21 protein-coding genes and 1 tRNA gene are annotated in these 22,815 nt (G+C 40.6%); 13 read left to right on the top strand and 9 right to left on the bottom strand.

Going from position 1 to position 22,815, the window contains the following annotated elements:
• Positions 1-66 precede the first annotated feature (66 nt).
• The 3 genes from ACE1AT_RS23455 to ACE1AT_RS23445 form a co-directional block, all read right to left on the bottom strand.
• A tRNA-Gly gene (locus ACE1AT_RS23455) sits at positions 67-138 on the bottom strand.
• Between the two features lie 237 nt (positions 139-375).
• On the bottom strand, positions 376-2,283 hold the full coding sequence (gene dnaK / locus ACE1AT_RS23450; RefSeq protein ID WP_374872752.1) for a molecular chaperone DnaK: 1,908 nt from the start codon (positions 2,281-2,283) through the stop codon (positions 376-378).
• Between the two features lie 256 nt (positions 2,284-2,539).
• Positions 2,540-2,695, bottom strand: a complete 156-nt coding sequence (locus tag ACE1AT_RS23445) for a hypothetical protein (protein ID WP_374872750.1) — start codon at positions 2,693-2,695, stop codon at positions 2,540-2,542.
• 182 nt (positions 2,696-2,877) lie between these two features.
• Between ACE1AT_RS23445 and ACE1AT_RS23440 the strand changes: the two genes are divergently transcribed.
• The 4 genes from ACE1AT_RS23440 (at position 2,878) to ACE1AT_RS23425 (ending at position 5,498) form a co-directional block, all read left to right on the top strand.
• Positions 2,878-3,279 carry a hypothetical protein gene (locus ACE1AT_RS23440; protein ID WP_374872748.1) on the top strand — a complete coding sequence of 134 codons (402 nt, stop codon included), beginning with the start codon at positions 2,878-2,880 and terminating at the stop codon, positions 3,277-3,279.
• 137 nt (positions 3,280-3,416) lie between these two features.
• Positions 3,417-3,674, top strand: coding sequence for a hypothetical protein (locus ACE1AT_RS23435; RefSeq protein ID WP_017311169.1), 258 nt, complete (start codon positions 3,417-3,419; stop codon positions 3,672-3,674).
• Positions 3,675-3,717: 43 nt separating this feature from the next.
• The gene (gene dusB, locus ACE1AT_RS23430) at positions 3,718-4,725 is read left to right on the top strand and encodes a tRNA dihydrouridine synthase DusB (RefSeq protein ID WP_374872746.1); all 1,008 of its coding nucleotides are present in this window, start codon (positions 3,718-3,720) and stop codon (positions 4,723-4,725) included.
• Positions 4,726-4,727: 2 nt separating this feature from the next.
• Positions 4,728-5,498: an MlaE family lipid ABC transporter permease subunit gene (locus ACE1AT_RS23425; RefSeq protein ID WP_374872743.1), complete on the top strand. Its 771-nt coding sequence runs from the start codon at positions 4,728-4,730 to the stop codon at positions 5,496-5,498.
• Between the two features lie 100 nt (positions 5,499-5,598).
• Here the strand turns inward: ACE1AT_RS23425 and ACE1AT_RS23420 are convergent, their stop codons facing one another.
• Positions 5,599-6,063 carry a DUF3598 family protein gene (locus tag ACE1AT_RS23420; protein ID WP_374872741.1) on the bottom strand — a complete coding sequence of 155 codons (465 nt, stop codon included), beginning with the start codon at positions 6,061-6,063 and terminating at the stop codon, positions 5,599-5,601.
• Positions 6,064-6,346: 283 nt separating this feature from the next.
• On the opposite strand from ACE1AT_RS23420, the gene ACE1AT_RS23415 reads away from it, so the two are divergent.
• A complete protein-coding gene (locus ACE1AT_RS23415; protein WP_374872738.1) occupies positions 6,347-6,532 on the top strand; it encodes a UPF0175 family protein in 186 nt (61 codons plus the stop codon).
• Between the two features lie 90 nt (positions 6,533-6,622).
• Here ACE1AT_RS23415 and ACE1AT_RS23410 read toward each other — a convergent pair whose 3' ends face one another.
• Both ACE1AT_RS23410 and ACE1AT_RS23405 read right to left on the bottom strand, forming a co-directional pair.
• The gene (locus ACE1AT_RS23410; protein WP_374872736.1) at positions 6,623-8,119 is read right to left on the bottom strand and encodes an aminotransferase class I/II-fold pyridoxal phosphate-dependent enzyme; all 1,497 of its coding nucleotides are present in this window, start codon (positions 8,117-8,119) and stop codon (positions 6,623-6,625) included.
• Positions 8,120-8,127: 8 nt separating this feature from the next.
• On the bottom strand, positions 8,128-9,996 hold the full coding sequence (locus tag ACE1AT_RS23405; protein WP_374872734.1) for an ATP-binding protein: 1,869 nt from the start codon (positions 9,994-9,996) through the stop codon (positions 8,128-8,130).
• A 301-nt stretch (positions 9,997-10,297) separates the two neighbouring features.
• Here ACE1AT_RS23405 and ACE1AT_RS23400 point away from each other — a divergent pair, with 301 nt between their 5' ends.
• The 4 genes from ACE1AT_RS23400 to ACE1AT_RS23385 all read left to right on the top strand — a co-directional run bounded on the left by ACE1AT_RS23400 (position 10,298) and on the right by ACE1AT_RS23385 (position 14,023).
• Positions 10,298-10,522, top strand: a complete 225-nt coding sequence (locus ACE1AT_RS23400; RefSeq protein WP_374872732.1) for a hypothetical protein — start codon at positions 10,298-10,300, stop codon at positions 10,520-10,522.
• Between the two features lie 42 nt (positions 10,523-10,564).
• Positions 10,565-11,656 (top strand): redox-regulated ATPase YchF, encoded by a 1,092-nt coding sequence (gene ychF / locus ACE1AT_RS23395; RefSeq protein WP_374872730.1) that lies wholly within the window; start codon positions 10,565-10,567, stop codon positions 11,654-11,656.
• A gap of 124 nt (positions 11,657-11,780) precedes the next feature.
• Positions 11,781-12,335 carry an adenylate kinase gene (locus ACE1AT_RS23390; RefSeq protein WP_374872727.1) on the top strand — a complete coding sequence of 185 codons (555 nt, stop codon included), beginning with the start codon at positions 11,781-11,783 and terminating at the stop codon, positions 12,333-12,335.
• A 212-nt stretch (positions 12,336-12,547) separates the two neighbouring features.
• The gene (locus ACE1AT_RS23385) at positions 12,548-14,023 is read left to right on the top strand and encodes an amidohydrolase family protein (protein ID WP_374872725.1); all 1,476 of its coding nucleotides are present in this window, start codon (positions 12,548-12,550) and stop codon (positions 14,021-14,023) included.
• A gap of 84 nt (positions 14,024-14,107) precedes the next feature.
• Here ACE1AT_RS23385 and ACE1AT_RS23380 read toward each other — a convergent pair whose 3' ends face one another.
• Together ACE1AT_RS23380 and ACE1AT_RS23375 are read right to left on the bottom strand one after the other, a co-directional pair.
• The gene (locus tag ACE1AT_RS23380) at positions 14,108-15,415 is read right to left on the bottom strand and encodes an acetyl ornithine aminotransferase family protein (RefSeq protein WP_374872723.1); all 1,308 of its coding nucleotides are present in this window, start codon (positions 15,413-15,415) and stop codon (positions 14,108-14,110) included.
• A gap of 172 nt (positions 15,416-15,587) precedes the next feature.
• Positions 15,588-15,824 (bottom strand): hypothetical protein, encoded by a 237-nt coding sequence (locus ACE1AT_RS23375; RefSeq protein ID WP_374872721.1) that lies wholly within the window; start codon positions 15,822-15,824, stop codon positions 15,588-15,590.
• Between the two features lie 152 nt (positions 15,825-15,976).
• Between ACE1AT_RS23375 and ACE1AT_RS23370 the strand changes: the two genes are divergently transcribed.
• Positions 15,977-16,417 (top strand): DUF4332 domain-containing protein, encoded by a 441-nt coding sequence (locus ACE1AT_RS23370; protein WP_374872719.1) that lies wholly within the window; start codon positions 15,977-15,979, stop codon positions 16,415-16,417.
• Between the two features lie 191 nt (positions 16,418-16,608).
• Here ACE1AT_RS23370 and ACE1AT_RS23365 read toward each other — a convergent pair whose 3' ends face one another.
• On the bottom strand, positions 16,609-17,223 hold the full coding sequence (locus ACE1AT_RS23365; protein ID WP_374872717.1) for a TetR/AcrR family transcriptional regulator: 615 nt from the start codon (positions 17,221-17,223) through the stop codon (positions 16,609-16,611).
• Between the two features lie 198 nt (positions 17,224-17,421).
• Here ACE1AT_RS23365 and ACE1AT_RS23360 point away from each other — a divergent pair, with 198 nt between their 5' ends.
• The 3 genes from ACE1AT_RS23360 to ACE1AT_RS23350 all read left to right on the top strand — a co-directional run bounded on the left by ACE1AT_RS23360 (position 17,422) and on the right by ACE1AT_RS23350 (position 22,790).
• A complete protein-coding gene (locus ACE1AT_RS23360; RefSeq protein ID WP_374872715.1) occupies positions 17,422-18,981 on the top strand; it encodes a M16 family metallopeptidase in 1,560 nt (519 codons plus the stop codon).
• A 302-nt stretch (positions 18,982-19,283) separates the two neighbouring features.
• Positions 19,284-20,759 carry a M16 family metallopeptidase gene (locus ACE1AT_RS23355; RefSeq protein WP_374872785.1) on the top strand — a complete coding sequence of 492 codons (1,476 nt, stop codon included), beginning with the start codon at positions 19,284-19,286 and terminating at the stop codon, positions 20,757-20,759.
• A gap of 216 nt (positions 20,760-20,975) precedes the next feature.
• Positions 20,976-22,790: a hypothetical protein gene (locus ACE1AT_RS23350; protein ID WP_374872713.1), complete on the top strand. Its 1,815-nt coding sequence runs from the start codon at positions 20,976-20,978 to the stop codon at positions 22,788-22,790.
• The last annotated feature ends 25 nt before the right edge of the window (positions 22,791-22,815 follow it).

Genomic DNA, 22,815 nt, shown 5'->3' with positions numbered 1-22,815 from the left:
CTCTCAGATCAACACAGGCTGATAACTGTTGATAAAGCCCTTCTGTGACATAAAGTTTTTTTCAGAAGCGGGTGATGGGACTCGAACCCACGACGTTCACCTTGGGAAGGTGACATTCTACCACTGAATTACACCCGCGAATAGCGTCTAACATAAATCAAGCTAAATGTCATTATACTACTAGTTTTTAAAATTAGAATTGATAGATCACAAAGTTCGTAGTCAGGACTCTACCTATCATCCAAATATCCAACAAAAAAATGACCACCCAAAGGAAAGGTATACCTTGAGTAGTCATTGTTAATAAATATTTGTTGTTTGTTAATTGTTGCTTGTTGGTGGTTGTTCCCAACAACAAACAACCAACAATCAACATTACTTAGACTCTGTGAAATCAGCGTCAATCACATCATCACCGCTACCACCAGTGGAGGAAGTACCGCCATCTGTAGTACCAGCAGCATCAGTTGGCGCACCGCCACCAGCTTGCTGATAGATGTTGCTACCAACAGCAAACAACGCTTGTTGCAGTTCTGGCATTAGTTTCTTGATCTGCTCATCGTCATCTTTGGTAATAGCATCCCGCAGGTCTTTTACCAAGCCTTCAACTTTGGTCTTGTCAGCAGCTGGGACTTTATCGCCTAACTCTTGCAATTGTTTTTCAGCTTGGTATGCTAAGGAGTCAGCTTGGTTCTTGCGATCGATTTTCTCGCGACGTTCTTTATCAGTAGAAGCATTTTGTTCAGCTTCGCGTACCATCCGTTCAACGTCGGTTTTATCTAGAGTTGAAGCACCGGTAATGCTAATAGACTGTTCTTTACCAGTACCCTTGTCTTTAGCGGTAACGTTCAAAATACCGTTGGCGTCAATATCGAACACAACTTCGATTTGGGGTACACCACGGGGTGCAGGGGGAATACCATCCAGGCGGAAAGTTCCCAGGCTCTTATTATCGCCTGCCATTTCCCGTTCACCTTGGAGGACGTGAATTTCGACGTTGGTTTGACCATCCACAGCAGTGGAGAAGACTTCTGATTTCTTGGTAGGAATAGTGGTGTTGCGAGGAATAATCTTGGTCATGACACCACCCAAAGTTTCTACACCTAGAGACAATGGTGTTACATCTAACAGCAAGATACCTGTAACATCACCAGCAAGCACACCAGCTTGAATTGCAGCACCAACTGCGACTACTTCATCAGGGTTAACGCTTTGGTTTGGATCTTTACCCAGAATCCGCTTCACCACATCTTGGACGGCGGGGATACGAGTAGAACCACCCACTAACACAACTTCATCAATATCGTTCTTGCTGATCTTCGCATCACGCAGGGCGTTTTCTACAGGGATACGACAACGGTCAATTAAGTCAGAACAAAGTTCTTCAAACTTGGCCCGTGTCAGAGTCATATCCAAGTGTTTGGGCCCGTCTTGAGTAGCAGTGATAAATGGTAGGTTAATTTCCGCTTGGGTAACGCTAGAAAGTTCAATCTTGGCTTTTTCAGCTGCTTCTGTCAGACGTTGTAAGGCTTGTCTGTCTTTACGTAAATCAATACCTTCGTCTTTTCTAAATGCTTCTGCTAAGTAGTCAACAATTTTCTTATCAAAGTCGTCACCACCAAGGTGGGTATCACCAGAAGTAGCGAGTACTTCAAATACACCGTCGCCTACTTCCAAAATAGATACGTCGAATGTACCACCACCAAGGTCAAATACAAGGATAGTTTCGTTGCTCTTCTTATCAAAACCGTATGCTAGAGAAGCGGCGGTAGGTTCGTTGATAATCCGTAATACTTCAATACCTGCTATCTTACCAGCGTCTTTGGTAGCTTGGCGTTGGGAGTCGTTGAAGTAAGCAGGAACAGTAATAACAGCTTGAGTTACAGTTTCACCGATATATTTGCTGGCGTCTTCTACCAGCTTACGCAGAACTTTAGCAGAAATTTCTTCTGGTGCAAATGCTTTTCCGGCTTGGGGACAATCTAGTTTGACGTTTCCACCGCTTTGGACAACTTTATAGGAAACTTCTGTTGCTTCGTTTGTAACTTCTTCGTAGCGGCGACCGATAAATCGTTTTACAGAATAAAAGGTATTTTCGGGGTTCATCACCGCTTGGCGCTTGGCGATTTGCCCAACCAAGGTATCGCCATTTTTGGCAAACGCCACAACTGACGGTGTTGTCCGAAAACCTTCAGCGTTTGCAATAACTGTAGGTTTACCACCTTCCATTACTGCTACGCAGGAGTTTGTCGTACCTAAGTCAATTCCAACTACTTTTGCCATTTTAGGTGCTGGCTCCGTATTACTACAAATGAATGAATGGGATATAAAGGACCAATTTTTGAACTAGCTGGTTTGTTAAAAGCAGCCAGTTCAGCATCAATACCTTTGGTTTGTTCTTGGGCAAAACCCAATATTATGCTGATATATATACTGAGCCTGTGTAGCCAGTCGATGAAGGGTGGTTTTCCGAACCTTAACAAGGGCGGTTATGCTTCATGTTTCCAGTTGGCTCATATATTTATTGCTTTCACTTTGTCTAATGTATGAGAATTAATACTTCCTGAGATTCGGGTGAACCGTAATCTGATGGTCGTGTTTGCCGTCTTTTAGTAAACTCTAGAGACACAGGAGAATCAAAAAGAGGAATCTCAGCAGCTACAAAGTTCAGTTTGTCTGTGCTTGCTGCATTCATTCAACTACACATTACTTTATCGAGTGCAGTGGAAAATTCACCAAGCCTCTTGTCAAGCAAAAAGAGGTAGATATCAAATTATGAATGCACTCAAAATTGGTTTTTGCATAACAATCTACGTACTTTATGTTATTATTGATAAATTATTTATACAAATTTTTATTTAAAGAATGAATATACAAATGATAGAAAAAGGTGCTATTAGTGGCAGACCCTTTGACCCATCAAAAGCAGGAGGTAAAATACTTAATCTTTCTTATACCAAGGTCAAGATAACTAACAAGGGTATCGATATTGTAAAAGCTCATGTCTATAGATTTAATCCTATTGGTGATGATGAGAGGAAAATGATAGAGCGACTAATCAAAATTGCAGCAGGTGAACTCTTAGCCGAACCAGTTGATAAGCGTTTCTATAGCCATGAACTACGTGAATATCTGAGGTATAAAAAACTCGGTTTCCAAACTGGACAACCGAATAATCCGGACGATGCTTATGAACTCTGGAATAATGCCCACACAGCAACATTAGAAGATTATCGTCTCAAAGAGGGACTTGGCGTTTTATTTAAAGTTGATTTATAAGCGGTTAAGATGAAAGAAAATTAATTAAGTGGGCAAAATCATTGAATAGATATTTATCAAGCTTTTGTCCACTCCATGAAAAGTAAAGTTGTTAAATTTAAAATTGATAAAATCCTCTTTATAAAGGAGGAAGAACCATGAAAGACTCAATCAAACTAACTCAACTTGAATTAGTGCTTCTTAAATTAGTAGCTAAAGGTGAAGGAAATTGGAGCTGGTATGAAATAGCGAGTTCACTTTCTCGTCTAGACGTACCTAGAGAACCTGACATGATGATTGTGTTAAAAAATTTGGCTGCTGAGGGTTTACTTCGACGATATGTGGAGCAAGGGTCGCCTCGCGATCGCTGGGAATTAACATCAGCAGGAAATAAAATCCTTATGGAAATATCTTGAATGAAATGGCAAATCTTACCTAGACCTCTAAATCATAAAGTGTATGGTTGCCCTATCTCCTAGTTTGCAAGCAAAACTTACTACATCTCTTTTGATTGGAAACCTGACTGTGAACAGTCGGGTTTTACAGTCACCTCTTTCTGGGGTGACTGATTTGGTGTTTCGTCGCCTAGTACGTCGCTATGCACCAAATTCGATGATGTATACAGAAATGGTGAGTGCGACGGAGTTACACCATGTCAAAAAGTTACCCAAAATCATGGAGGTAGACACCAACGAACGACCAATTAGCATCCAATTATTTGATTGTCGTCCCGATTTCTTGGCAGAAGCAGCACAGAAGGCTGTGGCAGAAGGCGCGGATACAATTGATATTAATATGGGTTGCCCTGTAAATAAAATTACTAAAAAGGGTGGGGGTTCTTCCTTGCTGCGACAACCACAAATCGCTGAGGCAATAGTACGAGAAGTCGTCAATGCTGTCGATGTACCTGTAACAATTAAAACTCGGATTGGTTGGAGTGATGAGGAAATTACGATCCTGGATTTTGCCAAACGAATGCAGGATGCAGGCGCAAAAATGATTACAGTCCATGCCCGGACTCGCGCTCAAGGTTACAATGGTAACGCGCGTTGGGAATGGATTGGTCGTGTGAAACAGGTGCTTTCGATTCCCGTGATTGCCAATGGTGATATTTTTTCGGTAGAGTCGGCGGTGCAATGTCTACAAGAAACGGGTGCTGATGGGGTGATGTGTTCCCGTGGGACTTTGGGTTATCCGTTTTTGGTGGGAGAAATAGATTATTTTCTCAAAACTGGGGAGAAATTACCACCACCAACACCAATCCAGCGTTTGGAATGTGCTAGAGAACATTTACAGGCACTTTGGGAATATAAAGGCGATCGCGGAATTTTGCAAGCGCGTAAGCACATGACTTGGTATGCAAAAGGTTTTATCGGTGCGCCGGAGTTGCGTGCAGAGTTAAGTTTGATAGAAACTGTACAGCAGGGTGTAAATTTAATTGATAGAACGCTTGAGCAGTTAAATTAACATTGCAACCTCAAAAAAAATTTAGGCGAACGCACATTTCCCGCCTTGTTACTAGTATCTTGCTCATGGGTCAGGTATGGCTGCATTTTATTCAGGGAAAAACATGCTACCACAAGATTCTGGAACATATGGTGACAGCAGGGCCAGGTTCTATTCTACCTGTACTGTTGGTGAATGGTTGTGCAGGTATGATTTTTACGATTCAAACCGCTAGGGAATTAGTCAAATTTGATGCAGTCAATACCGTGGGAGGCGCTTTTGCTTTAGCATTTTGTCGAGAATTAGCACCCATTTTGACTGCAAGTATTATTGCTGGACAGGTTGGTTCTGCTTTTGCTGCGGAAATCGGTGAAATGTCTGTAACGGAACAAATAGATGCACTTTATATGCTCAAAACTGACCCTATTGATTATCTTGTAGTACCAAGGGTAATTGCTTGCTGTTTAATGTTGCCAATTCTCACTATTTTAGGTTTAGTAATCGGGATTTGTGGTGGTGTTTTTGCGGCTATGCAATTTTATCAGGTAGACCCGGAGATATTTTTAGAGTCAGTCAGGAAATTTTTAGCAGTAGCGGATATATTGACTGTTTTGCTCAAAGCTTTTATTTTTGGTGTGCTGGTTGCTGTAATTGGTTGTAATTGGGGATTGACTACTACAGGTGGAGCAAAACAGGTAGGAGAATCAGCAACTGGAGCAGTTGTGACAAGTTGGGTAGTAATTTTTATAATTGATTTTTTACTTTCTTTGCTGCTGTATGAAAAACTTATATAGAAATCCGGTTTGATTTGTGAATTTACTCGTGAAGACGGGGAACAGGGATTGAGGACAAGGGAGAAATTTCTCCCAATGACCAATGACAAATGTGAAAAACTTATTCAGGAACTCTTTCTTCTACAATCAACAGAAAACCTTTTGCTTTACCTTCTTCTGTAAAGCTTTGGCTTGTTCGACAACGATTATTGTGATTAACAAGATTGATTGTTTCTGTCGCAAATAATTTCCCAGTAGCTTTGTTCCAAACATTAAAAATAATAATGCTATCTCCATGTTCCTTAGCAATTGTTTTAAAATTTTGCCATTCAGGAACATCTAGACTTTCTATTTCTATTTCATCTTCACTAATTATTTTGCCGACAAATGAATTCGTGACATTCTTACCATCAGGATATTTGTAAGTATTGGTTTGTATCCACTGGTTATCAATAATTTTCTGCGTAATCTCGGCTTCAAAACGTTGGGTTTCCTGAACGTTGGCATCTACACGTATCCAGTTACCATACCAAACTCCAACATGCTTAGGAAATACTTTGAAATCTTGTAATTGTTTTTGAACCATAAAATATTTTACCAAGATAGTTCTGGGAAAATATCATACGAGAAATCATCCCAATTAAGATAGTCTAGTATGTCTGGCTACATTCTCACTGTTCGCATTTCAAAAATCAGATGTACTAGAAGTGCGATCGCATTATGTCAGATAGCTCGCCTATCATAGCTACTATACACACAAGTCAAAAAATATAACCTCCATTGGCTGTTATGGACGGAAGTCCTAATGTACCGAAAACCTGTGATGGTGCGTTGCGCTGCGCGACAACACACGCTACAAAACTTTGTAGGTGGAACTCATCGCGGCTGATAACTATCGCCAAGGATGCATTGGAGCTGCTGAAGTTCGCCAAATGCTCAACTTTTCATCTCGTTGGGAAACCTACGATTTTCTCAAGCGTGAAAAAGCCTACCTACCCTACACTGAAGATGATTTGGAACAAGATGTAAAAGCATACAGTGACCAACATTGTTAATGTATCGACCGACATTGTTAATGCATCGACCTGGAAAAATTAACTCATCCTTTCTTTTGCTTGGCTCTTCAACTTTGTTGAAATACTTGCTCAAAACTCATCTTTAACCACTGTAAGTGTACTTAAGCTAGCATCCGCACAACCGCTAATAAATCCGCCCATTGCCTGAATTTGTTGCAAATATTCCAACGCAGGTTGAGTAATAACTTCTCCTGGCATCAACACAGGAATACCAGGAGGATAAGGACAAACGATTTCAGCACAAACACGTCCAGTAGTTTCTGGGATTGGTAATGCTTCTGTAGCAGCAAAAAAAGCTTCACGGGGCGATATACGTACAGAATTACCCATGTTAAAAACATCATCCCATAAAACTGTATGCTTATACTCGCTCTTTTTTGTCACAGAGGAGGTCATTTGAGTAAGTTTAGTCAAAGCTTGCACCAACTGCTCGATATCTTCTTGGGTGTTGCCCAAACTAATAATAAAGGTGAGATGTTGCAAAGAAGCAAATTCTGCTGTGACACCTAGCTGTTGGTCGAGAATTTCTTCGGCAGTAAAGCCTGTCAAACCTAAGCCGGAAACAGTCACAGTTAAGCGTGTTTGATCTAGTGTGATCAAACCTGGAGATCCCCCCAACCCCCCTTGCCAAGTGGGGCTTTGCAAAATCGACAATCCGGGAATTTGTGTAATTCTAGTTCTCGCCTCCTGTGCAAGTTGCAATGTGCGAGACATTAACTCTTTACCAGACAACGCTATTTGCTGACGCGCTGCATCTAAGGAAGCTAGAAGTAAATAACTGGGACTGGTAGATTGTACTAACTGCAAAGCTTTGTTGAGGCGATCGCGATCTATTCTCTCACCTTGGATATGCAGCATTGACGCTTGAGTCATCGCACCCAATGTTTTATGAATCGATTGTACAGATAAATCTGCACCTGCTTTTAAAGCCGGGGTGGGTAGTTGGGGATGAAATGCAAAGTGGGCGCCGTGGGCTTCGTCTACCAGCAAAGGGATATTGTATTGATGGGTAATTTGGGCGATCGCCTTCACATCTCCACACACACCGTAATATGTAGGGTAAACCATGATCACGGCTTTGGCGTCGGGATGCTGTTGTAGGGCTGCTGCGACTGCGCTGGGAGTGATACTGTGGGCAATATCTAAAACAGGGTCGTATTCTGGATTGACAAAAATTGGTATAGCACCAGAGAGAATTAATCCTGCGATCGCTGAGGAATGAACATTGCGCGGCAGTATAATTTTATCGCCAGTGCCGCAGGTTGCCAGAATTGCTGCTTCAATTCCACAAGTAGAACCATTGACAAGAAACCATGTTTGTGTAGCGCCAAAGGCTTCTGCTGCTAATTCTTGCGCTTGTTGGATTACTCCTGCTGGTGCAAACAAGTTATCTAACTGTGTTAATTCTGGTAAATCGTGGCGAAATACAGTTTGACCAAAAACATTAGCTATTTTCTCGGAAATTCCCACACCTCGTTTATGTCCTGGGGTGTAAAAAGGTGTGTGGGGACGTTCAGCACAGATTTTTAAGGTGTCTAATAAAGGTGTTTGATTTTGAGCGAGCATTTTTATCATCAAACAGTAGGATCATCGTTGAATTGCCGAATGGGAATTTCAATCACAAACTTTGTACCTTGCCCTAGCGTTGTATCACAGAAAAGCCTACCATGATGTTTTTCGGTAACAATCTTATAACTTATTGATAAACCCAATCCAGTACCTTTCCCCACAGGCTTAGTTGTAAAGAAGGGATCGAATAGGTTTGAGCGAATTGCTTCTGGAATACCAAAACCATTATCAGCAATAGAGATAATAACTTGTTTATCAGTTTTGATCGTACTAATATGAATTATGTTCGGATTGCTGGCTATCTCTGCAAAAGTTCGTCCCTGATTTGATTCTTCCAGAGCATCTATAGCATTTGCGAGTAAATTCATAAACACCTGATTTAGTTGCCCAGGATAGCACTTTACGAGAGGCAATTGACTATATTCTTTGATGATTTTGATCTCTGGATGCTGCACATTTGCTTTTAAACGGTGTTGTAAAATCATCAAAGTGCTTTCAATACCTTCATGAATATCGACTGCTTTAAGTTCAGCTTCATCAAGACGGGAAAAGTTGCGTAGAGAGAGTACTATTTCGCGGATGCGGTCTGTTCCGACTTTCATTGACTGAAGAATCTTGGTGAAATCTTCGACTAAGTATTCTAATTCAATCGCTTCTAACTCTTCTTGCAACGCTTGGGGAGGATTGGGATAATACTGCTGATAATGTTGCACCAGTTTCAGCAAATCTTGAGTATATTGATCCACATAACTTAAGTTGCCATGAATAAAGTTGACTGGATTATTGATTTCGTGTGCTACACCAGCTACCATTTGTCCCAAAGCAGACATCTTTCCACTCTGAACCATTTGAGCTTGGGTGTGGTGGAGTTCTTCTAGGAGTTGTTTGAGATAGTTATTTTTCTCGCTTAATTCCTGTGTTCTTGCTTCTACTTTCTCTTCTAGGGTTTGGCTATAAGATTCTAATTGTTGGTTCGCTTCTTGTTGCTGTTGGAGGAGGTGTTTAACAGTGGAAATAAGTTGATTAAAAGAAATAGCAAGAATCCCAACTTCATCTTGAGTATCTACAGGCGCTTGTAAGTCAAAGTTTGACTCTTGAACTGACTGTTGTGCTACCTTGGTGAGGGTTTGAATCGGATGTGCGATCGCTCGACTAGTGGAAATAACTAGAAAAATAGCAAGTGTAACTGACACCAGCATACTTCCACCGATGATTTGCGATCTTAGTTTATCCGCAGCTTCCATATCAGCCTTGGCTTGCTTAGACTCCTGTTTACTCAATTCGATCATTTCCACCAGACCCTCGCAAAAGTCATCCATCTTAACCATCAGCAGACTATTTTCAAACGAGATGAGTTGAGAACGTATCGTTTCCACATTTTCCGGTTTGAGTTCTGGGATATTCCAGCGCAGCAAAAGGGCATCCATTTGCTGAATATAAGCCTTTGGAACTTCTTGATAAGTCTTGAGAAATTTGCTGACAATTTCAATTTCGCCCGGAAATTCCTTTTCTTCTTCTTCCTTTGTTCCTCCTACTGAATCGCTAAACTCATACCAAACTTCCTTGAAATTCTGATAATGCTTGAGGAACTCAGTGTACTCTTGGTGTAACTGCTTTGGTTGAGAGACTAAAGTTATAAATTCCTGATGATGAACGCGAACCTGAAGTGCATTAATTTCCAGAGAATTAATCAACTGAAGCTCTGCTAGTGCATCTTCCTGTTGCTCACGCGCCTGATCTTCGTAGTGGTTTGCTAACAAAATTCCAGAGGTAGTACCCAAAACAGCAATCCCCAAAGCCAGCCCATATCCAAGGCTAATTTTTTGTCCTACCCGAAGTTGGCGCAGCCATCTACTAACAAAAAATATTGACATTAGTTTTAACAAAATTAAATATTAATTAAAAGCAGAATTGGATTTAAACCTCGTCCATCTTGAAAAGAGGAGTTTTTCAAAAAGGACATTATGTAGGTTGGGTGGAACGGAGTGTAACCCAACCTACAAAACTACAGTTCTCAAAGTAGACGTGGTTTAAAGATTTAATTTATTTGATCGACTATATCTATAGTTCCCAAATTTCAAACAGTTTCAACAAAAGTATAGATATTTAGGAAGATGTCGGTGATGTTGTTGGTAATTTAGGTTGGAAAAGTTGAATCTGCTGAAAAAAATGATTATGATTTATCTGATTTCTGAACCTCAACCCAACGAACCACCAATTCCTAACCCAGAACCAAATCCTGTACTCCCTCCTGAACCGACACCAGGGCCAACGGTTCCTCACCCTATACCAGATCCTGTTCCTGAAACCGTACCAGCACCCATACCACAAACCGTACCTGCTCCAATTCCTCAAACAGTTCCAGGAACAATACCACAAACAATCCCCGAACCTGTTTAAAATTGATTTCGTCTAGTTTTAATTTCAAACCCAAAACCTAACATGCTGAGAGCCGGGATTGTCGGACTTCCCAACGTTGGAAAATCTACGTTATTTAATGCTTTAGTGGCGAATGCGAAAGCAGAAGCTGCTAACTTCCCTTTTTGTACAATAGAACCGAATGTTGGCGTTGTCGCAGTACCAGACGAACGGTTGAATGTTCTAAGCAAGATTTCCAATTCGGTACAAATTATCCCGGCCCGCGTTGAGTTCGTGGATATTGCCGGTTTGGTGAAAGGTGCAAGTCAGGGTGAGGGACTGGGTAATCAATTTTTGTCCCATATTCGCGAAGTTGATGCGATCGTTCATGTGGTGCGTTGTTTTGAAAATGATGACATTATTCACGTTGCTGGTTCAGTTGACCCGGCGCGGGATATTGAGATAATTAATTTGGAACTCGGTTTAGCTGATTTAGCACAAATCGAACGTCGCATTGAACGCACGAAAAAACAAGCCCGCACTAGCAAAGAAGCACAATTTGAATTGACAGTATTGGAAAAATTAGCTACGGCATTAAATGAAGGCAAATCAGTACGGCAAATTACTTTAACAGAAGAAGAAGCAGCAGTAATTAAATTATTAGGATTACTGACATCAAAACCAATTATTTATGCTGCTAATGTATCTGAAGATGAATTAGCAACAGGTAATGAATTTGTCGAAAAAGTTAGAGAAATTGCCGCAAATGAAAATGCCCAAGTGGTAATAGTATCTGCCCAAGTAGAAGCAGAATTAATCGAATTATCAGACGCAGAAAGAGCAGATTTCCTTGCATCTTTGGGTGTGGAAGAAGGTGGTTTAAAATCACTAATTCGTGCCACTTATACGCTGTTAGGATTGCGTACTTATTTCACATCTGGTGAAAAAGAAACCCGCGCTTGGACAATTACCGCTGGAATGTCAGCACCACAAGCAGCAGGTGTAATTCACAGTGACTTTGAACGCGGATTTATTCGCGCTGAAACTGTTGCTTACGATGATTTAGTAGCATCTGGTTCGATGAGTGCTGCCAAGGAAAAAGGCTTAGTTCGCAGTGAAGGAAAAGAGTATGTTGTAAAGGAAGGCGATGTGATGTTATTCCGGTTTAATGTATAATTTAGTTAGTAGTAAGGATTTTAGTCTCAAATAAGGACTAAAGTCCTTACTACTAACCTTTAATTATTTACGCCGTTCTACTTAGCTTAAGCAGTGACTTGATTGCACTCAAAGGAGAGTGGCGGTGAAAAAAGTAGCAGTGTTTGGCAATGCTGGAGGCGGTAAATCAACTCTAAGCAAAAGATTATCAGAAATCACTGGTTTGCCACTTCACATCTTAGACAAAATTCAATATCAATCAGGGGGTATTGAGGTTCCACAGGAAAACTATAAGCACATCCATGAGCAAATTTTGCTTACTGACCGTTGGATTATTGACGGGTTTGGTAGCATGGAAACCCTCTGGCTACGACTGAGCGAGGCGGATACTCTGGTTTTTGTCGATCTACCGCTATATGTGCATTTCTGGTGGGTGACTAAACGACTAATCACAGCTTACTTTAAACCGCCAGAAGGCTGGCCGGAAAACAGTCCAATATTGAAGAGTTCGCTTACTAGCTACCAGGTGCTTTGGTTATGTCATAAATATTTGACCCCAAAATATCGTGAGTATATTAGGCAAGCACAAAGCACCAAAAGTGTTTATCACATTCGCTCAACTGCACAGATTTCACAATTTTTTGAATTAGTTGAAAATGAGATCAACTTTGAACATAAAGATGGTCTATCAGCATCATAATAAAGCAGGTGCTGCTGAAATTAATCTTGCATTAGCCCATCCTTCTAAATTTTTTCGTCCTTATAAAAAATCGGGCGTTGCTGAATCAAGATATGAATTTATAATTCACGGTTATGTAGAGACGTAGCATTGCTACGTCTCTATAAGGATTTCGTATCGAACGACAAATATGTATACAAACATAATTCATGACAAGGATTGAGAAGTTTATTGTGTCTGAAGCTCCCGTATTAGATCAAATTATTAAACATGTGCGGGTAGTGCGTCCCCATCAGGATGCAGTCGAACTACTTGATTTGGGAATTAAGGATGGAAAATTTGCCCAAATTGCTCCTCATATTAACCCAGATGAAGGTAAAGAAATATTTGATGGTCAAAACTTGCTAGGTTTTCCTGGGGTTGTGGATGCTCATATGCACATCGGTATTTATCAACCCCTTGACCAAGATGCGGTGAGTGAAACCAAAGCAGCTGCAACCGGAGGTGTGACTACTAGCCTAAATTATATTCGCACAGGGCAGTATTATCTCAACAAAGGCGGCTCTTACAGAGATTTTTTTCCCGAAGTTTTGGCGTTATCAAAAGGGAATTTTTTTGTTGATTATGGCTATCATATTGCCCCAATTAGTGCGACTCATATTGATGAGATGCAAATGCTATTTGAGGAATATGGAATTGGGTCATTTAAAATTTTTATGTTCTACGGTGGCTATGGTTTGCATGGCCTTTCTGATCAACAAAACCTGTTTTTGATGATTAATAAAGAAGAAAGATATGACTTGGCTCACTTTGAATTTATCATGCGTGGTCTGACTAAACTTAGGGAATTGTATCCCGAAGCAAGCGATCGCCTGAGTCTTAGTCTCCATTGCGAAGTCGCCGAAATCCTCAACGCTTACACCAAAATTGTCCAGCAAGATTCCAACCTCACAGGTTTAAAGGCTTATAGTGCAGCACGTCCACCGCATTCTGAAGGTTTAGCAATCTGCATTGCTTCCTACTTGGCGCATGAGACAAATTGTTTCAATATTAATTTGTTACACCTGAGTTCTCGCAAAGCAGTGGAAGCTGCGTTGATGATGCAAACAGTTTTTCCTCATATCAATTTCCGTCGGGAAGTAACTGTCGGACATTTGCTATTAGATATAGATACACCTACGGGTAAATGGGCAAAGGTGAACCCGCCGATTCGTCCCCGCCCTGACGTAGAATATTTGTGGCAAGCTGTACTCAATCGCCAAGTTGATTGGATTGTCAGCGATCACGCCTGTTGTTCAGCCGAACAAAAAGCCTCTCAGAAAGATCCCAATAACATTTGGCTGGCGAAATCTGGGTTTGGTGGTACAGAATACCTGCTTTCTGGCGTTTTTAGTGAAGGAAGCAAGCGCGGCATGTCTTATAATCATATGGCTGAGTTATTGAGCTGGAATCCTGCCCAAAGGTTTGGTTTAAGTGCAAAAGGTGATATTGCAGTTGGTTACGATGCAGATTTGGTATTACTAGACCCCAATGAAACCTTTGTTATTCGCGCTACTGAGTCAGAATCACAACAAGGCTATACGCCATTTGAAGGATTGGAGTTAACTGGAAGAGTCAAAACAACTTTTTTGCGAGGGAATAAAATTTTTGATCAAGGACAGGTAATTGGTGCGCCCAGTGGACGTTATTTATCAAGAAAGGGTGTTTAAAAAGTCAAAAGTCAAAAGTCAAAAGAATTATATTTCGGGCTTTTGTGTCATTTTAAATGGTCTGTTTATTTACGCCGTGCTGTACTAGTTCAAAATCTCTGCTAACACACCAGCGAAAATTTCCAAAGCAGTCTCAATCTGATCACTATCAATCACCAACGGTGGACAAAAACGAATAGCGGCTTTTCCGCAACCAAGCAATAATAAACCATGTAAAAAAGCTGTTTGTATAATGCGATCGCGTAACTGTCGATCCAAATTTCCTTGATTATCAAACAAATCCACCGCGACCATCAAACCTTTACCACGTGGTAGGGACACTCTGGGAAACTGTTGATGCAGCTTTACTAAACCAGCTTGCAGTAACTCTCCCATTTTGCTAGCGTTTCTCATTAAACCACTTTCCAATAGTTCCAAAGTGGCAAGGGCAGCAGCACAAGCAACAGGGTTGCCACCAAAGGTGGTAGCATGGGAACCAGGCGGCCAAGTCATGATTTCGGGTCGGGCGAGAATTGCACCTAGAGGTAAACCACTAGCAATACCCTTAGCAGTAGTAATAATATCTGGTATGACTCCCCAATGTTCGATCGCAAACAATCGACCTGTACGCCCCATACCTGATTGCACTTCATCCACTACCATCATCATGCCGTAGCGATCGCAGATTTCGCGAATCCGTTGTAAAAATCCTTCTTCTGGTACAATGTAACCACCTTCGCCTTGAATTGGTTCAACTACAATTGCTGCTACTTCATGGGGTGGTAGCATGGCGGGAAATAGTTGTTTTTCCAGGTAATCTAAACTGGCGTGAGTCCCATAAGGAATATGTGTCACCCCCGGAACTAGAGGACCAAAACCCTCTCTTTGCACAGCTTTGGAACCAGTCAGAGACATAGCCCCATAGGTACGTCCGTGGAATGCTCCTAAAAAGGCAATAATCAAGGAACGTTTGGTGTAGTATCTCGCCAGTTTGATGGCGCCCTCGTTAGATTCCGCACCGGAGTTAGTAAAAAATACTTTCGCTCCATGAGAAAAATCTACGTGTTTGGCTAACTTTTCCGCCAATTCCACCATCGGTTCATAGTAAAAATCAGTACCCGACATGTGCAATAACTTGCCAGCTTGTGCTTGAATAGCCTGCACAACTTTGGGATGCGCGTGTCCTGTGGCGGTGACAGCAATTCCCGCCGTCATGTCTAAAAAGACATTACCATCCACATCTTCCACCATACAGCCTTCACCACGAGCCACAACTAAGGGATAGTCGCGAGTATAGGAAGGAGAAGTTACGGCGCGATCGCGTTCGATAATTTCTCTAGCACGAGATCCTGGTAAAGAAGTTACTAAATAAGGCGAGCGTGGTAAATGCTCATTTATAGAGATACTTAACATAATTTTTTAAATGTTTAAAGAATATCTATGATTAAATGCTGAGGTAATATTAGTTGCAGTAACTTATGATTCTATTTACAGTATATTCACAAAAAAACAGGGAGTAAAAAGTATGCAAACTCATACATCTCCCTGAATTTGATAGGTTATTGGCTACTTTTATAGTTAACCTCTAATCATCGTCATCATTGTCATCGTCATTACTATTATTGCGCCGTTGGTTATTTTGTCTGTCGTCATCATCGTCATCTGAGTCTGATTGATTTGTGTTATTCTCTCGTTGTTCTTGGCGTTCATTTTCTGTGCCAAAGTTGCAACCAACTAATCCCCCTGGCAAGATCACTAAGCTAGCAGCAGCCAGCATACCCCAAATATCTTTTTTTCTCCGACGCTCGTTTTTTTGCAACATAAATTCTATGTTTTGAAACTCTGCTTATTTTTTAGGGTACTGCGAGTTGAAATTTTAAAGTTGGGAGCATCCTAAATATTCTCTATGGATGAAACTATTTTTGTAATCAACGTTAATTTAGTTAAGTGCAAGCTTATTTTTAAATTATAGAAATGTCTCCTAAACCTAAAGCACCAGTTCGTCTTGTACAATCCTGTGACTGGCCGATTGAACAACTACCAGGATTATCCCAGCAAGAAGTCTCCCAATTAAAAAACTGTGGTATCGATACCACAAAAGCACTAATTGAACAAAGCCCAACTCTCCAGGCGAAAGTGACACTTGCCAATAAACTGCAAATTCATCTTCAGTATGTTAACAAATGGGTAGCGTTAGCAGATTTAGCCCGGATTCCTAGTGTTGGTACTCAATATTGTGGCTTATTACTTCATGCTGGTGTTGGTTCTGTAGCTTTGTTGGCGACTCTTCCCACTCACAGGTTACATAGACAAATTTTGCGTTTGCAGGTGGCGACAATGCAACGACGGGATCTATGTCCTTCTGTGGAACAAGTACAGCAATGGATTCAGCAAGCCCAGGCTATGAGGGGATAGGGGATTGGGGAAGGCGGGGCCCCCTCTGGGGATAAGGGGCAATGGGGATTGGGGATTGCTTGAAAATTATATTTACACATTTTAGAAAAACTATGACTTAAAACTCCCTATCTATGATAAAGGCAATGGCATTATTAATTTTTTCATATCTCATTCCCATTCTCCGATCCCTGATCCCCGATCCCCTTTCCCTAATCTTTAGCTAATACACCATTGAGAAAAATATCAGCGAGTCCTTCGGCCATTTGCTGCATTTGTTGAGGGGAAGCATCAGGTTCCATGAGGGTATTGTGAGAAAAGCCCGCGATCGCAAACATTCCCAAGAATACTTTTGCTACCAATTTCGCATCCATTTGGCGATAAATGCCTTTATCCATGGCTGTTTGGAAAAAAGCTTCGGCAACATCGGTCATTTTGTCAATTACTTCTGACTGGATGCGATCGCGCAAATCTGGATGGAATTGTGCCTCCATAAAACACACCCGCATCAAGTCGGCACTTTTTTGCATGTTCCACATCCGGCGGCGCATTACCTGCGCCACAGCTTTATAACTGCCCATTTCACTTAATTCTGTCAGCAAATCCGTGAGAATCTCCACCCAGCCAGCAGTCGCTACCTCTACCAAAATGGCCTTTTTATTCGGAAAATGTCGAAATAGCGTTCCTTCCGCGACTCCTGCTGCTTGTGCGAGATCACGGGTGGTGGTGCCATCAAATCCTTGGGAGGCAAACAACCGCCGTGCAGCCTGTAAAATGCGACCACGGGTTTGTGCCTCTGATGGTGGAGAAGAGTTAAAAACACGCATAACAGTTATAGTGACATATCCGGAACAGGACTCGTAGCATTATTGTCTTACGACAAGGACAAAAAGCACAGAAAGCTTAATACAAGATTAACGCTCTACTCGCAGGTAGCCTCGATTTCCGGTAACAAAACTTTACTTTTAACTTTGCTTATGAATGATACTAATTTTAGGTTTGGGATTTTATATTTTGGATTACGAATGTTTAAGCAAAGATTAAATCGCCTGATCGCCATTCTACTTTTGGCACTAACTTTGTGGTGGGGATTTTTACCGGAAGTTGCTTTAGCCAAGACTCAAGCCCCACCAGTCCAAAGTTCGATTCAGCCCTATCTGGATCAAGTCATTAAGCAGTTGACGGAGTTTCGCCTCGACAATGGGATGAAGTTCATTGTCTTGGAACGTCACCAAGCGCCAGTTGTTTCTTTTCTTACCTACGCTGATGTGGGTGGTGTCGATGAACCAGATAAAAAAACTGGTGTCGCGCACTTTTTAGAACATTTGGCTTTTAAAGGTACGACTCAGATTGGTACAAAAAACTACAAAGCAGAAAAACCCCTGCTTGATAAGTTGGATCAATTGGCTGTGCAAATTGAAACAGCTCAAGCTGCTGGTAAGAAAGATGAAGTGGCTAAGTTAACAGCCCAATTTGAGCAAGTAGAATCACAAGCGGCAAAACTTGTCAATCAAAATGAATTGGGACAAGTTGTGGAACAAGCAGGAGGTGTAGATTTAAATGCGAATACCTCCACAGAAGCCACTCGTTATTTTTACAGCTTTCCTGCTAACAAGTTGGAATTGTGGATGTCGCTGGAATCAGAACGTTTTCTTGAACCTGTATTCCGGGAGTTTTATAAAGAAAAAAATGTGATTTTGGAAGAACGACGTCTGCGGGTAGACAATTCTCCGATTGGAATGATGTTAGAGAAGTTTATCGATACAGCTTTCAAAGTCCATCCCTACAGGCGTCCAATTATTGGTTATGACGAAGATATCCGCAATTTGACGCGAGAAGATGTGCAGAAGTTTTTTGACGCGTATTATGTGCCGAGTAATTTAACTATGGCTGTTGTGGGAGATGTCAACCCCAGTGAAGTCAAAAGACTGGCGCAAATCTACTTTGGACGTTACAAAGCTAAACCCAAAGCTGTAGCAAAACTACCAGCAGAACCGCCACAGAAACAAACACGGGAAGTCACAGTCAAGTTAAATTCTCAACCTTGGTATTTAGAGGGTTATCATCGCCCCGCACTTACCCATCCAGATGATCCTGTGTATGAAATTATCGGTAGTTTGCTAAGTGATGGACGGACATCACGTCTGTATAAATCTTTGGTGGAAAAACAGCAATTAGCACTTTCAGCCCAAGGTTTTAGCGGTTTTCCCGGAGACAAGTATGCAAATTTGATATTATTTTATGCTCTGACGGCTCCTGGTCATACTGTTGATGAAGTGGCGATCGCTCTACGCAAAGAAATTGACAGACTCAAGACTGAACCTGTGTCAGCGATAGATTTAGAACGAGTCAAAACCCAAGCAAGGGCCGAATTGTTGCGATCGCTCGATTCTAATATGGGAATGGCGCAGCAGTTGTTGGAGTATGAGGTAAAAACTGGTTCTTGGCGAAATTTATTTAAGCAGTTGGACAAATTGGAAGCTGTGAGTGCTGCGGATATTCAACGAGTTGCTAAGACAACTTTTACACCGGAAAATCGCACTATTGGTAAGCTGTTATCAAAAAATAAAGGTGTAGGGGAATAGGGGTATAGGGGTGTAGGAAGATTTTTTGGGGGTAATACCAATTCTATATGAAGACGCATACAAAGACCCCACCCCGGCTTCGCCACCCCTCCCCGCTTGCAGGGAGGGGTTGGGGGAGGGGTAAAATTCTATGCAGCTTCACGAAGAATTGGTATAAGGGTAAAAATTTTCGGAGTCTTTTAATGATTAATTTCAAAACACTCTTATTTCCTCTTACACCCTTATTTTTTAACTAGGTGGTTTTGACAACAAAGGACATAAACAAAGGTATGAAGAAGTATAAAAGAACAGGCAAAAAGCAGATGAAAATCCAAAGTTTTAAATTTAAAGGGTTGGTTTATGCAGTGGTTGCTGCTTTTGTCTTGGTACTTTTAACTTTTAACTTTTCCTGGGCGGCGACAGCAGCAAAACATTACACTGAGTTACAGTTTGCGCCATTACCGGAAATTAAGTTGCCGAAGTATGAGCGATATAAGTTAGATAATGGTATGGTGGTTTATCTGATGGAAAACCATGAATTGCCATTGGTGACTGGTGCGGCGATGATTGGTACTGGCGATCGCTTTGAACCATCAGATAAAGTGGGTTTAGCTCAGATGGTAGGGACGGTAATGCGAACTGGGGGAACGAGTTCCCATACGCCGGATGAGTTAAATCAGATGTTGGAACAACGAGCAGCTTCAGTTGAAACTGATATTAATGAAAGTAGTGGTACTGCTAATTTTGAAGCACTCAGTGAAGATGTTGAAACTGTGTTGGGGTTATTTTCTGAGATCCTGCGGGAACCAATTTTTGCTGAAGATAAACTAGCTTTGGCAAAAACACAAGAACGGGGTAAGATTTCCCGTCGTAATGATAGTCCCAATGAAATTGCCCAACGGGAATTTAAGAAATTAGTCTATGGTAAGGAAAATCCCTACGCGCGTACAACAGAGTATGTGACGCTGAATAAAATTTCTCGCCCTGATTTGGTGAAGTTTTACCAACAGTATTTTTATCCCAATAATATGATTTTGGGAATTGTGGGCGATTTTGATTCTAAGAAGATGAAATCCCTGATTCAAGCTAAGTTTGGTGACTGGAAACCCAACCCCAATTTTACGAAACCCCAGTTACCAGAAATAGCAGCTAAAGATAGCGGTGTCTTTTTTATTAATCAACCACAACTGACTCAGAGTAGTATTCTCATCGGTCATTTGGGAGGAGAATTTAAAAGCCCTGATTATCCAGCATTGGATGTGTTGAATGGGGTGTTAAATGGTTTTGGTGGACGTTTGTTTAATGAAGTGCGATCGCGTCAAGGTTTAGCGTATTCTGTATACGGTTACTGGAGTCCCCGTTATGATTATCCTGGTATGTTTGTTGCTGGGGGACAAACGCGATCGGATGCAACTGTACAATTTGTGAAGTCTTTGCAAACAGAAATTAAACGCATCCAAACTCAACCAGTTACACCTAAAGAATTGGCTTTTGCGAAGGAGTCTACTCTCAATTCGTTTGTCTTTAATTTTGAAGATCCAGCGCAAACTTTATCGCGCTTAATGCGATACGAATATTATGGATATCCCTCTGACTTTCTCTTCCGCTACCAAAAAGCAGTAGAAGCAACCACAGCAGCTGATGTCCAAAGAGTAGCACAGAAATACTTGAAACCAGATTCGTTAGTAACTTTGGTTGTGGGTAATCAAACGGCGATTAATCCACCTTTGACACAGTTAGCGAAACAAGTCACACCCATAGATGTGACTATTCCTCGCTCACCCCAAGCACAGAGTTAGGTTGATGGTTGATTAAGTATATAAGTTCGTAGTGAGGACTTTAGTCCTCAGAATAAGGACTAAAGTCCTCACTACAAACGAAAAATGAGAATTGTGTGTGAGCAGTATAAATTTTTCTTGTCTTAAGTGGGGATATTGCCCTACTTGCTTTTCTACCAATATTGTTATAGTAGCAAAAAACACAAATATCTCTGTGCTAACGCGGTTGCTACTAACATGGATAAAGAGTTGCAAAATAGTTTCCAAAACTTTACTGCTTTAAAGTCCAAGTATCACGCAAGTAGATATGAAGATTCATCCTCATCTAGTTTACTGTATTTAATATTACAAAAAGTAGACTTAGGAATTAAGCTGACAACATTAGAATTTGATTGGTTAACAGAACATCAGCTTTTAGAAACTGTTGAAGCTATCAGTCAAGAAGAGAAACGAAGGGTAGAAGAACTTAAAAAATTAGAAAAAGAGTTTTCTCATCTCAAAAATCAGTACAAAGTACCTAACTTTTGGCAAGGTTTCAAAGATGATATTTCTGTGCCTCTGTATCCAATTCTTTGGAAGCTTAACTCAGAAAAACAGTTGAATCAAACAGAAACAAAATGGCTGCAAAATCATCAACTTGTTGAAACGCTTCAAATTGTTCATGAAATGGAACTAAGTCAACACTTTTTGACATTGAAGACCAAATATAAAGCTATTAAATCTCAAGAGTCATCATCTCAAAGCCCACTCTATGCAATTTTGAAAAAACTGGAAACTAAAACCTTATTAACTAAATCTGAATTGGAATGGTTGAAGCATAAAGAATTGCTTGAAACAATAGATATTGTTGAGCAGCAAAACTTAGAAAAACAAGCAGATTTTGCTTATTTAAAAGAAAAGTATCAAGCAGTTCAATACCATGATGTATCTATATCTAGTTCACTATACCCAATTTTGCAAAAACTAGACTCAGATAAAAAGCTAATTTACTCAGAGATTTACTGGCTAGAACAGCAGGGACTGATTGAAACACTTGCCATTGCTAATGAACTCGAACAAAAGCGAGAATTTACAGCTTTAAAAGCTAAGTATAAGGCAAGCCAATATGAAGATTCCTCACCTTTAAGTCATTTGTATAAAGTTCTCAAAAGACTAGATTTAGATGAAAAATTAAGCGAACAAGATATTAATTTTCTCAAAAATCGAAAATTAACCGAAACTCTGGCGATCGCTCACGAAAAGTATGCTTCTAATTTGAAGTCCAATGTAGAATTAGGAAAGTTGCTGACAGACACAGAGATTGACTGGTTGAAAAACCATGAAAGAGAAGATATTATTAATCTCGCTCATAAAAAGCAATATGTAGCACTCAAGAAAAAGTATGGGCTTTTAGATCCTGGTAATCAATTACCGCTTGAACCATTTTACACAATCATGATCAAATTAGAGAGAAAAGAGCGATTAGATCCTCTGTTGCTGGTTCAGCTGATAGAAAAAGGACGTTTATCTGGTGATGGAAATATTGCTATAGCACATTACAGCCTGGAAGCAGATTTTTATGAACAGGAATTTAAACGTACTGGAAATAAATGGCACATTCCTACTGCTAGTAGTTATTGGCGTAAAGCAGATGAACCCGAAAAGGCATTAAATATAACTAATTTAGACTTAGGTAAAATTAGAGAAAGTAAACTGCAATCAGCTATTTTAGTAACTAGAGGTGCAGCTTTCAGAGATATTGGTGATTTAGTTAATGCAGAAAAATCTGCCAAAAAAGCTATTGAATTTCACCCAGAAAGTTATCAACCTTACACTCTAATGGGAGCGATTTATTATGATAAAAGTGAATATTCAAAAGGAGATTATTGGTTTACAGAGGCAGAAAAACGCGGTGCAAAAACAGATGATGTAGATGATGAAATTAAGCGAGTACTTAGAAGTACAAAAGATGAGATTAAACGTCAACAAGCAGTTAATTATCTATTGAAGAAAGACTCACAAAGATATGCTTGGGCTAAGTGTTATCTCAAAAAATCACAGAAATTAGAGTGAAGTTTTAAATTAATTTTATCACAGT

The sequence above is a fragment of the Pelatocladus sp. BLCC-F211 genome, from assembly GCF_041928655.1.
Classification (GTDB): Bacteria; Cyanobacteriota; Cyanobacteriia; order Cyanobacteriales; family Nostocaceae; genus Pelatocladus.
Note: the sequence above shows the minus strand (reverse complement) of the source record. Positions and strands in the feature narration are given on the sequence as shown.